Source organism: Trinickia sp., assembly GCF_035492435.1.
Lineage (GTDB): Bacteria > Pseudomonadota > Gammaproteobacteria > Burkholderiales > Burkholderiaceae > Trinickia.
Genome location: NZ_DATJJF010000207.1, coordinates 1 through 15,343, shown reverse-complemented (window position 1 = coordinate 15,343; position 15,343 = coordinate 1). Strand labels below are relative to the sequence as shown.

The following is a 15,343-nucleotide window of genomic DNA, read 5'->3' as shown; positions in this document are numbered from 1 at the left end:
AGTCCCGTTCCATGGCCAAGTTCTTCATCGATCGTCCGATCTTCGCGTGGGTGATCGCCATCATCTTGATGCTCGCCGGCGTTGCGTCGATCTTCAATCTGCCGATTGCGCAATACCCGACCATCGCTCCGCCCTCGATCCAGATCAGCGCGAACTACCCGGGCGCCTCGGCGACGACCGTCGAGAACACCGTAACGCAGGTCATCGAGCAACAAATGAGCGGGCTCGACCACCTGTTGTACTTGTCGTCGACCAGCGACGATTCCGGTACTGCCACGATCACGTTGACCTTCGGCGCCGGTACGAACCCCGATATCGCGCAGGTGCAGGTGCAAAACAAGCTTTCGCTGGCGGAGCCGCTTTTGCCCAGTGTCGTGCAACAGCTCGGCATCAAGGTGACGAAGTCGAGCAGCAGCTTTTTGCTTGTGCTTGCGTTCGTCTCCGAAGACGGCAGCATGAGCAAGTACGACATCGCGAACTACGTGGCGTCGAACATTCAGGATCCGGTCAGCCGGGTCGACGGCGTCGGCATCTTGTCGCTTTTCGGCACGCAGTACGCAATGCGGATCTGGCTCGATCCGTCAAAGCTCACCAACTTCGGGCTTACGCCTGTCGATGTGAGCAACGCGGTGCTAAACCAGAATGTGCAGATCGCGGCGGGTCAGCTTGGCGGCACGCCGGCCGTGCCGGGGCAGATGCTGCAGGCGACAATCACCGAGCAGACTCTTTTGCGCACGCCTGAAGAATTCGGCAACGTGTTGCTCAAGGTCAATCCGGATGGTTCGCAGGTGCGCATCAAGGACGTCGCGCGCATTGAACTGGGCGGCGAGAACTACAACGTCGACACGAGGTACAACGGCCAGCCCGCGGCCGGCATGGGCATCCAGCTCGCGACGGGTGCCAACGCGTTGCAGACGGCGAAGGCCGTGCGCGCGAAGATCGATCAGCTCTCGAGGTATTTCCCGCATGGCCTCGCGGTGAAATACCCCTACGACACGACCCCGTTCGTGCGCCTGTCCATCGAGGAAGTGATCAAGACGCTGCTCGAAGGCATCGTGCTCGTTTTCCTCGTGATGTATCTGTTCCTGCAGAATTTGCGTGCGACGCTGATCCCGACGATCGCCGTGCCCGTGGTGCTGCTGGGGACTTTCGCGATCATGAGTGTGGTCGGGTTCTCGATCAACGTGCTCTCGATGTTCGGCCTCGTGCTTGCGATCGGCCTGCTCGTCGACGATGCCATCGTGGTCGTCGAGAACGTGGAGCGCGTGATGGCCGAAGAGGGGCTTTCGCCGCGCGAGGCGACACGCAAGGCGATGGGGCAGATCACGGGCGCGCTCGTTGGCGTCGCGCTCGTGCTCTCCGCGGTGTTCGTCCCCGTGGCGCTCTCGGGCGGCTCCGTTGGCGCAATTTACCGGCAGTTCTCGCTCACGATCGTCTCGGCGATGACGCTTTCGGTGCTGGTCGCGCTGATCCTGACGCCCGCGTTGTGCGCGACCATCTTGAAGCCGATCCCGAAAGGCCATCATGACGAAAAGACCGGTTTTTTCGGCTGGTTCAACCGCACGTTCAACCGAAGTCGAGACAAGTATCACAAAGGCGTGCACCACGTTATCCGCCGCTCCGGCCGCTGGCTCCTCATCTATATCGTTCTGATCGTTGCAATCGGCATGCTGTTCGCGCGGCTGCCGAAGTCGTTTTTGCCCGACGAAGATCAGGGGTACCTGTTCGTCCTTGTGCGCACGCCTACGGGCGCGACTCAGGAGACGACAGGCAAGACGCTCGCCGACATCTCCGATTACCTGCTGACGCAGGAGAAATCTGTCGTCGACGCGGCGTTCACCGTCAACGGTTTCAGCTTTGCCGGCCGTGGGCAGAACTCCGGGCTCGTTTTCGTGCGTCTCAAGGACTACGCCCAGCGGCAGCACGCGGACCAGAAGGTGCAAGCGATCATTCAGCGCATGTTCATGCACTATGGGGGCTACAAGGACGCGCTAGTGATCCCGTTCAACCCGCCGTCGATCCCCGAGCTTGGCACCGCATCGGGCTTCGATTTCGAGCTGACCGACAACGGCGGCTTGGGCCACAACGCGCTAATGGCCGCGCGTGATCAGTTGCTCGGCATGGCGGCGCAAGACAAGACGCTTGCACTCGTGCGTCCGAACGGCCTGAACGACACACCTCAGTTCAAGATCGACATCGACCGTGAGAAGGCGCAGGCGTTGGGGGTGACACCACAGGCGATCGACCAGACGTTCTCGATCGCCTGGGCCTCGCAGTACGTGAATAACTTTCTCGATCGCGACAACCGGATCAAGAAGGTCTATCTTCAGGCCGACGCGCCATTTCGGATGTCGCCTGAGGACATGTCGCGCTGGTACGTGCGTAACAGCACGGGCGGGATGGTGCCGTTCACGTCGTTTTCGGAGGGGAGTTGGACCTTCGGCTCGCCCAAACTCGAGCGCTACAACGGCATCTCGGCCGTCGAAATCCAGGGCCAGGCGGCGGAAGGCAAAAGTACGGGCCAGGCGATAAAGGCGATGGAGCACATCGCGGCGCAATTGCCGGCCGGCATCGGCTATGCGTGGACGGGGCTTTCGCTGCAGGAGCTTCAGTCGGGCTCGCAGGCGCCCATCCTCTATGGCGTCTCGATCCTCGTCGTCTTCCTCTGCCTCGCGGCCCTTTATGAAAGCTGGTCGATTCCGTTCTCCGTCATCATGGTCGTACCGCTCGGTGTCGTCGGCGCGCTGGTGGCGGCCACGCTGCGCAGCCTTGAAAACGATGTGTTCTTCCAGGTTGGTCTGTTGACGACGGTCGGTCTCTCGGCCAAGAACGCGATTCTGATCGTGGAGTTCGCGCGCGAGCTGCAGCGCACCGAGCGCATGGGTGCAGTCGAAGCGGCCATGGAGGCGGCAAGGCTGCGGTTGCGCCCGATCCTCATGACTTCGCTGGCGTTCATTCTCGGCGTGTTCCCCCTAGCCATCAGTAACGGGGCGGGCTCGGCGAGTCAGCACGCGATCGGCACGGGCGTGATCGGCGGGATGCTGACCGCCACGTTCCTCGCGATCTTCTTCATCCCGATGTTCTTCGTCGTGATTCGCGCGAAGTTCTCAGGCGATACCCAGGATGTCGAGGCCGGCGCGCGTCTCGCCGAGGCGCATCACGCGTCGTCGTTGTCCACCGTCAACGGCGGCAACGGCGACAACAACGATGATCCCCCCGGCGATGGTGAATCTGGTCCCGATGACGATGCGAGCGAGGGGGAAACCGGCCGTCGTGGTGGCTCGAGCCACAAAGGACACTAGGATGCCAATACGGAACCACGCCTCGATCGTAGCCGCCGTTTCGCTATTTGCCGCGGGCTGCTCGTTCCAGCCGAAGTACGAGCGCCCGGCGACATCGGTGGCTGCCACCTATCCGAGCTCGGGGATCTACGCGACGCAGCCGGTCGCGGAGCCCGGGCGCAGTGCAGGGGGCTTGGCCGCTGCCGACATCGGCTGGCGCGAGTTTTTCTCGGATCCGCGGCTTGCCCGCATCATCGAGCTCGCGCTCATCAACAATCGGGACTTGCGCGTGGCGATGCTCAACGTCGCTCAGGTGCGCGCGCAATATCAAATCGTGCGCGCACAGCTTTTCCCGTCAATCACGGCGTCAGCAGCCGAGGACGTCACGCGCACGCCGAAGGACTTGTCGTTTTTCAACCAGACAATCTCGCGAGAGTACACGGTCGGTTTGAATGCGTCGTGGGAGATCGATTTCTGGGGCCGCATTCGCAGCCTGAAGGATCAGGCCCTCGAACAGTATTTCTCGACGGCCGAGGCGCGCAAGGCGGCCGAGATCTCGCTTGTCTCGCAAGTGGCCGCTCAATATTTGACGATGCTCGCTGTCGACGATTTGCTGAAAGTGACCGAAGGCACGCTCAAGACCGCACAGGCGTCGTACGAGCTCACAGAGCTGCAATTTGCGAACGGCACGGGCTCGGAACTCGATTTACGGCAGGCGCAGACGATCCTCGAGCAGGCGAGCGCGAACCTGCACGCGGAGGCGCGCGCAAGAGCGCAGGCCGAGAACGCGCTGGTGCTACTCGTCGGCACGCCGCTGCCTGACGATCTGCCGCCGGGCCGCACGCTCGATGCTCAGGATCTTCTCGCGGACATCCCGGCGGGGCTGCCGTCCGATCTGCTGACAAGGCGTCCCGACATCATGGAGGCCGAGGCGTCGCTACTCGCGGCGAATGCGAACATTGGCGCGGCGCGTGCCGCGTTTTTTCCGAGTGTCGTGCTGACGGGCTCGGCCGGCACGGCCAGCCTCACGCTGGGCGGCCTTTTCAAGCCGGGATCGGCGGCTTGGGCCTTTACGCCCCAGATCACACTGCCGATCTTTCAGGGCGGCCAGAACGTGGCCAACCTCGACTTTGCACACATTCAGAAGAACATCCAGATCGCGAGCTACCAGAAGTCGATTCAGACGGCGTTTCGTGACGTCGCTGACGGGCTTGCCGCGCGCAGCACCTATGATGCGCAGATTGCTGCCCTCGAACGCAATACGTTTGCCGAGCAGCGCGCCTTCGATCTCTCCACGCTGCGCTACAAGAGCGGAGTCGACAGCTATCTGAGTGTGCTGACCGCGCAGACCAATCTTTATGCCGCGCAGCAGTCACTCATCAACGCGCGTGCGGCGCGGCTCACGAATCTTGTCGGCCTTTATGTGGCGCTTGGCGGCGGGTGGCTGCAGCACACGGGTGAAGCGCCGCGGCCGGCTGACGCGGACACTGACTATCGCGCGATGCGCGCTTTGAAAGGCGCCTCGCCGCAGGCAGCGCCGCAAGGTTAATCGGCGGGGGTTTCGTTTTGCGGATTGCGAGTGTTTTCACCGGCGGCCGTGCGCTCGGCGATGAGCGTTGCGAGCCGCGCGTGAGCGGTGATCATCTGGCACCTTGCGTCGATTTTCGGCTTGGGAAGCCCGTCTCTGCACCGTGTTCGTAGCCGCATTGCGCCGCGCACTTCGCGTCTAGGGACCTCGCTGGTGGCTTTACTGCGCCGACGGTTTGGACTTGCTGTACGCGTGCCGAGATCAAAGCGCGAGCCGCGGCGCCACGTAGCCGCCGTAGTTCGGGCCGACGCCCGAAGCCTGGGTCGGCAACGTGTACCCGCCGACAAAATGTCCCTGGATGTACTTGCTGCTGCCGCCGTAGGAGGCGTCGATATGAAATGCGGCGAACGCAACGACGGAAACGTAGGAGTCGGCGTCGACCTGGTTGGCGACGGGCACAACCACCGTGACACCTGTCGGCACGCTGCTGTAGATGGTGTCCTTCACGCCGGGCTGGAGCCAAATGCTGTCGCCGATCGAGACCGGCGACGGATTCCCATTGGTGATCAAGTCGAGAACGGAGGGCACATTGTCAAAGGATGACAGAAAGGTCGTCCATTGGCCGGCGTCGCATGACGAGCCATATTGCTGACCGTTGCCGATCTCGAATTCGTACGGCTGATTCGTCGACGGGTCGATCTTGGGTTGGTTGGCGGTCGAATCCCAGAACTGAGCGTAGACGCACTGATCCATGACGACCGGAAAGAGCCCGCCTGCCAGAACGGTGGAAGGCGGCGCGACGATCGCGACGGCCGTTGCGCTGTCCACCGTGGTGGGCCGCCCCAGAAGCGCGCCGAGAAGCAGCCCAACCAGGCCGTTCGTCGAGGCGCTGCGTGAAATCGTCACCTGTACCGCTGGGACTTCCGAGTCAGGCGCAGGCAGCGTGACCGTGCTCGGCGCTATGACCGCAGGCGCTGACGCAGCAACGTCCCAGTATCCTGCCTGTACCGTACCGCTCGAGAGCTTTGTGCCGTCCGACGCGTTCAAAGGGATAGCAGCAGTCGCCATCGTCGCAGCCCCTGCCCAGTTGGGTCCACTCGTACCCGTTGAAAGCGCTGTGGCGCCAGCCAGCGCCGCAGCGTCTGCCGCGTTCTGCAGTTCTCCGGTGACGGCAAAGACGCGCGGCACATCGACGGCGAAAGCACCAAACATCAGCAAAGCCGGCAACGTCAGCAGGAACCATAGGGAGACTGCTCCGCGCTCGCGAACCAGTCTGTGCGTGAACCTCGGACGGCGAGTGACGCGCAGGTCGATGGGAGCCATTGCGGCACGGCGCGCGGTGATCATCTCGATTTCATTCACAGTTTTTCACCGCGGCGGCGGTAACCGTCACGGGCCCGGTGAGAGAACTCAATGCCGAACCGAGCACGAGCCCTATATAGGTGTAGCTGACTGTCACCTGAAGCGCGCCTCCGCTTCCGGCCGTTGCGCACCCTCCAGTGGGATTGACGCTCACGGTCGGTGTCGTTGCTGTGCCGCCCGTGACCAAGTTGTTCGCCGTGTACGAAAGCGCGACACTTTGGATCTGATCTTGTGTGTACGGTTGCGCGCGGACCACCACGCCCGCGCGGGCCGCCTCACCTGCGGCATTCGTAATGACCGCCTTGTCGCAGAGCAGCAGGCTCGTATCGATGATGCCGAACAGCAACAGCAGCAAAAACGGAAGCACGAGCACGAACTCGAGAGCGACGACGCCGCGCTGATTCGCGGCGAGCGGCTTGCATGTTCTCATCGGATCGTCCCCTTCGAGGGATTGCCCGCAGCCGGCAGCGCTTGCGCGTTCGGCAAGTTGCCGACACGTTCGCGATGCCTGCCGAGCCGATCACGCAGGTGCTGGTAGAACTGCAAATCGTTCTCTGCCGAGTCGGCGGGCATGTCGGCGACGAGGATGTGCTTGGCCGCCTCTTTGTTGCCGAGCACGCCGTAGGCGAGCGCAAGATCGGCGCGAGCCTGTGGCGGAGCGTCGGGCAGGCCTGCAATGTCGAGCAACAGGTTTGCGCCTTCCCGGGCCTTGCCGGACAAAATGAGTGAAAGGCCGAGATCGGTCTTCAAGCCTTCCACTTCAGGATGTTGTTGCAAGGCCGCCCGATAGACGGCTTGCGCCTCGGCATGCTTGCTTTGCAGGTCGAGCGCGGCGCCGAGTCCCTCGGCCGCCTGCATGTTTTCCGGCTGCGTCGCGACGAGTTTGCGGTAACGCGCCACGGACTCGTCAAGGCGGCGTTCGCGTAGCGCCACGCGCGCCAGCCCGAGCTGCGCGCGCGCATCGTCGGGCGCCGCTGCTGCAACGCCGGCGTAGAGAACGCCTGCGCGCGCGAGATCGCCCGTTTGGTACATCGCGTCGCCCAACCCGAGTTGTGCTGTCGTCGATTTCGGATCGGTCTTCAGCAGCTTTTGGAACACCGAGACGGCGAGCTCCGTGTCGCCGGCTTCGAGGGCCTGCTCGGCGATGCGCAGATCGGCTGCGGTATCGGGAACACGCGTTGCCGCCACCGGTTGCGGCGCTACGAAGTGGTTGCTTGCGCAGCCGCTCACGAGCGCGGCCAGGGCCAGCATGATCGCACGCGGCGAGAAAGCGGTAGTCGTCCTCATTTCGTTTCTCATCCCTCGGCTTAATGATGTCGAAATACCGCCACGAGCTGGATAACAGCCGGCCCCGCTGCGATCAGCGCGACGGTCGGCATGATGAACAGCATCATCGGAAGTGTCATCTTCGGCGCAAGCTTCGCGGCCTTTTCCTCGAGCGCGACCATTTGCATCGCTCGCTCGGTGCGCGACAGCGTGCGCAGCGCTTGCGTGATCGGCGTACCGTACTTCTGCGACTGGACGAGCGTCGTGACCAGCGCGCGCATCGACGACAAGCCGACGCGAGTGGCCATCGCGTTGAGGGCTCGTGCGCTGTCGCCGCCGATGCTGAGCTCGTCCGCTGTCACCGAGAGCTCATCGGCAAGCGGCGGGCAGATCGTTTGCAGCTCGGCCGCGACACGCTTGATTGCGACGACCAGACTGTTGCCCGCATTCGTGCAGATGACGAGCAGATCAAGTGCGTCGGGCAGCGAAACGGCAATGGCCTTGCGGCGCCCGCGAGCGATAAAGCCGATCGCATACTCGGGCAGCATCATGCCGATGAAGAAGGCGCCTGCCATCAACAGCACGCGAAATGCAAAAAACTGGCCAAGCTGCGGTAGATGGCCGCCGATCACGATGGCCCCGAACGCGAGACACGCGCCGACAACGATCTTGAGCCCGGAGACCACGGCGATCGCGCGGCGATCGCGAAAGCCTGCGCTTGCCAAGTGCGTGGCGAGCTTGGCGCGCTGCTCGGCCTGCACGACGGGCATTCGTTCGCCGAGCGAGGCCACGCGCTTCGCGAGGCGCTGAGGCATGCTCTGGTCGACAACCGAAGCGGGCGAGTGAGCCGCCGACGCACGCGCCACACTTTGCCGCGCACGCTGGGCGATACGCGCGCGCGTGCTCGTACCGCGCAACACGAGCCAAAGGGTGGCGAGGGCCAAAAGGGTGAGTAGGGCGGCGTTGCGCAAGAACTCGGCGTTCATCATCGCGACGTATCCAGGTTCGAAATCTTGCGGATCATCAAGAGGCCGACGACCATCAAAACGGCCGCCACGACAAGTACCTTGTGGCCCGCGTGTGTGGTGGTCAGCACTTGGAGATAAGGGCGGTTCGAGACATACATGAAGCCCATGATCGCGAATGGGACCGAGGCGATCATCTTGCTGGCGAGGCGGCCCTCGGCTGTGAGTGCCTTGCTTTTTGCGCGGATATCGCGCCGCGTGCGCACGATCGTTGCAAGGTTCTCGAGCGTATCGCCGAGATTGCCGCCTGTTTCGCGCTGCAGGATCAGGCAGACCGAGAAGAACGAAAAATCGGCCAGCTGCAAGCGCCGCGCCGCCTCTTCGAGCACGTCCTTCAGCTCGGCACCTACAAGCAGCGCATCGCCCATGGTGCGAAACGTTGCGCGCACCGGCTCTTCGCTTTCAGTGCCGGCCGTGCAGATGGCTTGCACGACCGGGATGCCGGCGCGCACGGCGCGAATAATGAGGTCGAGTGTATCGGGAAAGACGTTCAAAAAGCGTTGCCGAAAGCGGGCGACCATCCACACATAGGCGCCACGCACGGCGAAAAGCGCGATGCCGATGCTGGCTGCGATTTTCAGCACGGGAGCGAGGGATAGAAACGATGCGCCGATAAATGAGGCGACGAACGCTGCGGCGGCGCCGAACCCGATCGTGCGCATGCCACTCTTTCCTCCCACGGTCTGAACGTGTTCCTGCCAGCGGGAGAATGCGGCCAACACAGCCTTGTCGCCCGCGCGGCGCGTCGAGTGGAAGAGCTCGCGCTGTTCCGTGTCGTCGCGCTGGGGTTTGCCGGTTTGGCGTGGATCGCGCATCGTGGCGACGCGCGTTTTGATGCGTGCCACGGGACGCTCTCTCGCGATTTGGCGCAGCGCGCGCAGGATGAGACCCGCGACGACGATGGCGAAGAATGAGCCTGCAGCGACGACGTCAGCCGGTGTCATGACTGCATCGCCGCAAGCAGCGCCTCTTCCAGCCCGTAATAGGCGGCACGCTGCGCGAAGACGGGCCGTAGCGACGAGCTTTCGAACACGCCCCGCACTTGCTCTTCGTAAGCGCTCGCGTTGAAGCGGAATGTGAAGAGGTCCTGGGTGATGACGACGTCGCCCTCCATACCCGCGATTTCTGTGACGTGGGTGATACGTCGCACGCCGTCGCGCATGCGCTCGACCTGCAGGATCATATGGACGGCGCTTGCGATCTGCCGGCGGATGGACATCAGCGGCAAGTTGCCGTTGGCCATCATCACCATGCTCTCGAGCCGCGTGATTGCATCGCGCGGCGTGTTCGCGTGGACCGTCGTCATCGAACCGTCGTGACCCGTATTCATTGCCTGCAGTACGTCGAATGCCTCCGTGCCGCGCGTCTCGCCGAGGATGATGCGGTCGGGACGCATACGCAGCGCGTTGCGCACGAGATCGCGCTGCGACACGCCGCCGAGTCCCTCGCTGTTCTCGGGCCGCGTCTCGAGCGAGACGACGTGCGGTTGCTGCAACTGAAGCTCGGCTGCGTCTTCGATGGTTACGATGCGCTCGCTCTCGTCGATGAAGCGCGAGAGCGCATTGAGCAGTGTCGTCTTGCCCGAGCCCGTGCCGCCCGAAACCACGATGTTGAGCCGGCACGCGGACGCGATGCGCAGCACGTCGACCATCGGGGGCGAGATGTTGCCTTGCTGGGCCATGCGTCCGAGCGTGATGTTTCGCTTGGCGAACTTGCGGATCGAGATCGACGCGCCGCGCAGCGCGATAGGTGGGAGCACGACGTTCACACGGCTGCCGTCGGCAAGCCGCGCATCCACCATCGGGCTGCTTTCGTCGACGCGCCGTCCGATGGCCGCCGCGATTCGCTGAGCGACATTGATGACGTGTGCGTTGTCGCGAAACTTGAGTGGCGTGAGCTCAAGCTTCCCGCCGCGCTCGACATACACTTGATCGGGCCCGTTCACGAGGATGTCGGTGATGGCCTCGTCGGTGAGCAGTCGCTCGATCGGGCCGATGCCGAACATGTCGTTCACAATCTCGTCGACGATGAGCGACTGCTCAGCGAGCGTGAGCGTCAAGCGGTCGCGCACAACCATCTCGGCGGCGATCTGCTCGATGCCTGCGCGCACTTCGTTGCGCGACATCGTGAGTGCGGCCGACATGTTCATCGATGAGAAAACGGCCGAGCGGATCGTTTTGAACGTCTCCGAGCGGATCAGCGCTTCATGGCGGTCCGTGGCGGGCGATACCGTCCCGGCAGGCATGTTCGAGGGCGGTGCCGCGGAGAACTCGCGCGCCGCCGCCGGCTTTGCTGGCGGTGCGGATTGGCTGGCCGATGGGTTGGGCGATTCGTCCGGGAATGAGCTGGCCGCTTGGCCCGCGGATCTGTCGACCGATCTCTCGTCCATCGGGGGCGATTGCGTTTCTTCGGTCTCCCCCTCGGCTGTCGGTGAGCTCGAGGTGAGCATGCTGCGTCGCCCGAACATCAGCTCGCCCTCCGTTTGGGCAGCAGTCGCGCATACCACCGTGTGGATGTCGGCGCTGGCGCTTCGCTGCCCGTGATCGCACTCGCAAGCGAAATGATCGACCGCGCAAACGCCGAGCGCTTCGGATCGGCGTTTGCGCGGCCGAGGTTCTCGGCGAGCGCGAGCGTGCCAGGTTCATGGGGAAAGGAATGGACCGAGCCGCGCGCGAGCGCGCTCACGAAGTCCGCTTCGTTGACGCGGCCTTCGACGGGCGGCCGCGCTGCGTTCAACAGTACGACAATGGCGGGATCAACACTGCGCCCTTGCGCGAAGTGGCACAAACGCGCGGCTTCGCGTGTCGAATACACCGAGTGGTCGGCCACCACGTGGATCATCGCGCTCTCGTCGAAGGCCTGCTCGACGAGGGCCCCGGCCCGTTGGGGCAAATCGAGGATCACGTAGTGGAAATGGCGCTTCAGTATGGCCACGAGCTCCGTCAGCGCGCCTGGGCGCAGAACGAAGTCGTTGTTGTACGGGAGCTCGGACGCCAGCACGAAAAGACGGTCGCCATGCGCGGCGAGGGCCTGATTGATCAGTTGCTGGTCGAGCCTCTGCGTGTTTTGCAACAGTTCGATGAGCCCGTTCTGGCTCGCGACGCCGAGCATGGACGCCGCGGCGCCGCCGTAGAGATCCAGGTCGACATAGGCGACACGGCGCCGCGTTTCGTTGGCGAGGTGCTGTGCGAGGGCCGTGGCGATCGTGGTGACGCCCACGCCGCCTCGTGCACCCACGAAGCTGATTGCCTTGCCCAGGCGCGCGGGGGTGCGGGGATCGTTGGACGCAATTGCGCGCCGCACGAGCTCGACGGTGAGCGGCTTGACGAGATAGTCCTGCACGCCGATCTGCAGCAGGCTGCGATACAGGCCGACGTCGTTGCGCTCACCGACGACGACCACGCCAACAGAAGGATCCACGACTTCCGCGAGGCGCATGAGCTCGGAAATGGGCATCGCCAAGTCCGACACGTCCACAATCAGGTGGCGCGGCTGCTCCTTTACCGTCTTCATGAGCTCGATCGCATGGTCGAGCGTGCCGCGCGCGACGTGCGCTGTCGCAATCGACTGATCGAGCACGACGTTATTCACGACTTCCTCGCTGCCGGCGTCGCTCACCATGGCAATGAGGGTTTCGTTGCCGGCGGGCCGGCCGCGGCGTTTGAAAGCGTTCGATTCCAAGGCACCCATTCGCAGCGTCTCCGTTACTGGGAACCGGCCGACGACGTCGGCGACGAAGGGGAATACGACGAAGGGGAATTCGACGATGAAGAGGAGTCCGACGAGTTGAACGGCGCCGTGCGTCCTTCTTCGTAGCGGCGCACGGCGCTGGCCGCGAGCGGAGCGTCTGCGCCCGCGTAGGGCACCGGCTCGACGAGATCGGCGGGGTTCACGATCATGGCCGCAAGATTCGAATACGTGGCGCAACCAAACGCAACGCCGGGGCGGGCCTCGCCCGCGTCGATCATATGGGACGGCTGATTGAGCGCCTCGCATGACGGGGGAATGGCGCGGCCGCCGTCGCCCGGCGTGAAGCCGATCACGGAGGCGTCGGGCAAGGAAAGCGGCGGGGCGGCGGACATGCAGCCTGCGAGACCGGCACCTGCCGCGCTGGCGAGCAGTGCGGCAATCGAGGCGAACCGTGCGTTCATAAAAGGGTTCCCCTTTCGGTCGTCAATAGATGAAGCCGGCGGCGCCGACAAGGCGCGGCGAATGGCCGCTAAGCGGATCGATGCCGAGCGAGTGTTGCACGGCATACTCGATATCGCTGCTTGGGCGCATGACGCTGTCGAGCGCATCGCGCAGCTGTCCCGGCCCCGTGGGCGCGACGATATAGGGCGTGACGGTGACCACCACTTCCGTTTTGTCGTTGAGGTAATTCTTCGACGAGAACAGCTTGCCGATCACGGGCAGGCTTGCGAGGCCCGGCAACTGGGAGAGCTCGTCGCTTGTGCGGCTCTGCAGGAGCCCGCCAATCGCGAAGCTTTGCCCGCTCGAGAGCTCGACGGTCGTCTCCATCCGCCGCACCGTCAGCGCCGGAACGACGATCGAGTTCAGCGTGATGCTGTTGCTCGGATCGATCTCGCTAACTTCCGGTTTGACTTTGAGGCTGATGCGATTGTCAGCGAGCACGGTCGGGGTGAAATCGAGCGAAACGCCGTACGGTTTGTAATCGATCGTGATCGTGCTCGTTGTGCCGCTTTGTGGCACGGGGATCGGTAGCTCGCCACCGGCGAGGAAGCTGGCCGACTGGCCCGACATCGCCGTCAGATTCGGCTCGGCGAGCGTCGTCAGAAGCCCTTCTTGATCGAGCACGTCGAGCACGCCATCGATCGACATCGAGTTCGTGTGGTAGCCGCCGAGTAACGAGAACGCACCGGTAGACGAGAGGTTGAACGTGTTTCCGGTGAAGAGCTGGCGGCCGTTGAAAAGTCCCCCGACGAAGTTTCCGGATGAGCTAAGCGCGCTCCAGTTGATCCCGAGCTGCTGCGTGATGTTGCGATCGACCTCACTGATGCGCACGCGCAAGAGCACCTGGACCTGATGCGCGATGGCAAGCCGGTTCACGAGTTGCTCCTTGTCGTGCAGATAAGGTTGCAGCGTCTGGACAATGGCATCGGCATCGGCTGCACTCGGAACGTTGCCTTCCACCATCAACGAACCGGGCGCGCTCGTCACCTTCACGTTGAATTGAGCAAAGCGCGCATCGATGAGCCGTTGAATCGAGGCGGCATCCGTCGAGACCGTGATCGTCCTGCTTAGAATCTGCCGATTGCGCGCGCCGAGCGCGTAAAGCGTCGTCGTGCCTGCTTTTTTGCCCAGCACGAAGACCGAGCGCGGCGTCGGCACTTGCACGTCGGCGACGTCGGGGTCCGCGACGAAGACCGCGACAGCCGGCTCGGGCAGGGAGACCATGACGCCGTTGCCGGCGGGCACGGCAAGCACGTCGGCGTCGTCCGCCGCAAGGGCGGGACGCGTTCCGAGGCCCATGAGCAAAGTGATGGCAACGAATGCCGCAAAGAAGTCCCAAACCGAACGCGCTCGGCGCGATTCACGGCTGGCAAAGTGTGAGAACGAAGGGGCGCGAATCAGGCGTGCCATGCTAAATCCTATGCTGGGGGTGCGCCGGGCGGCAGCGGCGGCATGCCCGCCGCGCCGGTCGAGGCGCCTGCCGAAGACTTCTCACCGCCCTGTACGACGTTCGAGCCGCGATAAATGATGACCTGCGGCGCAAGCGTCGACGTTCTCCCCGCCGGTCCGGCTGCAGGAGCGACGGAGCGCAGCGCGTGTGACACGTCGCCGGCCCAAATTGGCTGTGAGCGCGGTTGTGCAACGTCTTCGACGTCGGAGGCGTGCCGATCGCGCGTGGCGAAGCTGCGCAGCGCAAGCGAGAGCGACCCGAGATGCGCTGCGACCGTAATCGACTGGGCGCTCCTCGGTGTGACTTCAAATGTGACGGTGCGTGCGCTCGTGTTTGGCGCGGCGGCATCGTCCTTGGGACGTCGGAATGCGGACCCGACGGCAAGCACGCGCACGCGCTCGGCGACGGTCTCGGATTCGACCCTATGCGCCGGAGGCACAGTGACACCTGCTTCGTTGCGCATTTGCTGCGTGAGCAGCACGTCGACGTAGTCGCCGGGCTCGATGAGGCCGGCGTTGCCCGATACATCGTCGACAGCGACGGAAATGGCACGCATGCCGGGCTTGAGCGCCGCGGCCAAGAAGCCTGGCGCGTTCGGCGAAATCACGTCCGCGGGGCCGAGCGGCGTGCCGGCGTGCACGGCGTGCCGCAGCAGATCGCCCTTCAGATCGTTGTCGCCACCGGCATCGGATTGGCCTTCGACCAGCGCGCCGGGAGGCACCTGGCTGCGCGGTATCGCCTTCCAGACCAGATCGGAATCGCGTAAGAGCAGGCCGTCCGGCAGGTCGTCGACAGCGGCGCGCACGCGTGCCATTGCGGGGGGATGCGAGCCGGGGTGCGATGCGGCCACGAACAGCGCGCGGATCAAAAAAGCGCCGAGCGCGGCGACGGCGATCAGCGCGGCTAGCTTGATGAAGTTTGGCATGGCGGCGATGCTCTCTTACGCAAGCCGCGCATGATGGAAAAGCGCGAACCCGATCTGATGAAGCGATGAAGGGCCGTCGAACGCCAGCCTGAGGCGACCGGCGATATAGACGGGTTGCAACAGGACGGCGACTGTGCCGCCCACGACAAGCGCCACGCCATACGGCACGCCCCGTTTTGGTTCGACCCAGGTCAGCCGTTGCGTCATTGCGCGCAGCGCTGTGCTGCGGGCTACGAGGCCGAGCGCGAGCATGGCCAATCCGAGGAACGATCCGCAAACCGAGACTATGAGCAGCACGCCTATCGCGTAGGTGGG

Annotated in this window: 12 protein-coding genes and 1 pseudogene; 2 read left to right on the top strand and 11 right to left on the bottom strand. The window is 63.8% G+C overall.

Annotation, left to right across the window (positions count from 1 at the left end):
- The first annotated feature begins 11 nt into the window (after positions 1-11).
- Together VL598_RS14950 and VL598_RS14945 are read left to right on the top strand one after the other, a co-directional pair.
- Positions 12-3,302 carry an efflux RND transporter permease subunit gene (locus VL598_RS14950; protein WP_325327510.1) on the top strand — a complete coding sequence of 1,097 codons (3,291 nt, stop codon included), beginning with the start codon at positions 12-14 and terminating at the stop codon, positions 3,300-3,302.
- Between the two features lies 1 nt (position 3,303).
- Entirely contained in the window at positions 3,304-4,830 is a 1,527-nt protein-coding gene (locus VL598_RS14945; protein ID WP_414718727.1) for an efflux transporter outer membrane subunit, read from the top strand.
- 240 nt (positions 4,831-5,070) lie between these two features.
- On the opposite strand, the gene VL598_RS14940 is transcribed toward VL598_RS14945, so the two are convergent.
- The 11 genes and pseudogenes from VL598_RS14940 to VL598_RS14890 all read right to left on the bottom strand — a co-directional run.
- The gene (locus tag VL598_RS14940; RefSeq protein WP_325327523.1) at positions 5,071-6,132 is read right to left on the bottom strand and encodes a pilus assembly protein TadG-related protein; all 1,062 of its coding nucleotides are present in this window, start codon (positions 6,130-6,132) and stop codon (positions 5,071-5,073) included.
- A gap of 31 nt (positions 6,133-6,163) precedes the next feature.
- Positions 6,164-6,601, bottom strand: a complete 438-nt coding sequence (locus tag VL598_RS14935) for a TadE/TadG family type IV pilus assembly protein (RefSeq protein WP_325327509.1) — start codon at positions 6,599-6,601, stop codon at positions 6,164-6,166.
- On the bottom strand, positions 6,598-7,458 hold the full coding sequence (locus VL598_RS14930) for a tetratricopeptide repeat protein (RefSeq protein ID WP_325327508.1): 861 nt from the start codon (positions 7,456-7,458) through the stop codon (positions 6,598-6,600). The genes VL598_RS14935 and VL598_RS14930 overlap by 4 nt, the downstream gene beginning before the upstream one ends.
- Before the next feature lie 20 nt (positions 7,459-7,478).
- Complete coding sequence (locus VL598_RS14925; RefSeq protein ID WP_325327522.1) at positions 7,479-8,423, bottom strand: type II secretion system F family protein; 945 nt, start codon at positions 8,421-8,423, stop codon at positions 7,479-7,481.
- Complete coding sequence (locus tag VL598_RS14920) at positions 8,423-9,406, bottom strand: type II secretion system F family protein (protein WP_325327507.1); 984 nt, start codon at positions 9,404-9,406, stop codon at positions 8,423-8,425. Before VL598_RS14920 ends, VL598_RS14925 begins: the two co-directional genes overlap by 1 nt.
- On the bottom strand, positions 9,403-10,929 hold the full coding sequence (locus VL598_RS14915) for a CpaF family protein (RefSeq protein ID WP_325327506.1): 1,527 nt from the start codon (positions 10,927-10,929) through the stop codon (positions 9,403-9,405). The genes VL598_RS14920 and VL598_RS14915 overlap by 4 nt, the downstream gene beginning before the upstream one ends.
- Positions 10,929-12,152 (bottom strand): AAA family ATPase, encoded by a 1,224-nt coding sequence (locus tag VL598_RS14910; protein ID WP_325327505.1) that lies wholly within the window; start codon positions 12,150-12,152, stop codon positions 10,929-10,931. Before VL598_RS14910 ends, VL598_RS14915 begins: the two co-directional genes overlap by 1 nt.
- 14 nt (positions 12,153-12,166) lie before the next feature.
- Entirely contained in the window at positions 12,167-12,613 is a 447-nt protein-coding gene (locus VL598_RS14905; RefSeq protein WP_325327504.1) for a CpaD family pilus assembly lipoprotein, read from the bottom strand.
- 22 nt (positions 12,614-12,635) lie between these two features.
- On the bottom strand, positions 12,636-13,952 hold the full coding sequence (locus VL598_RS14900; RefSeq protein ID WP_325327521.1) for a type II and III secretion system protein family protein: 1,317 nt from the start codon (positions 13,950-13,952) through the stop codon (positions 12,636-12,638).
- A 119-nt stretch (positions 13,953-14,071) separates the two neighbouring features.
- Entirely contained in the window at positions 14,072-15,028 is a 957-nt protein-coding gene (gene cpaB, locus VL598_RS14895; protein ID WP_325327503.1) for a Flp pilus assembly protein CpaB, read from the bottom strand.
- A 15-nt stretch (positions 15,029-15,043) separates the two neighbouring features.
- Positions 15,044-15,343, bottom strand: a pseudogene (locus VL598_RS14890) (hypothetical protein); the annotation flags it as partial.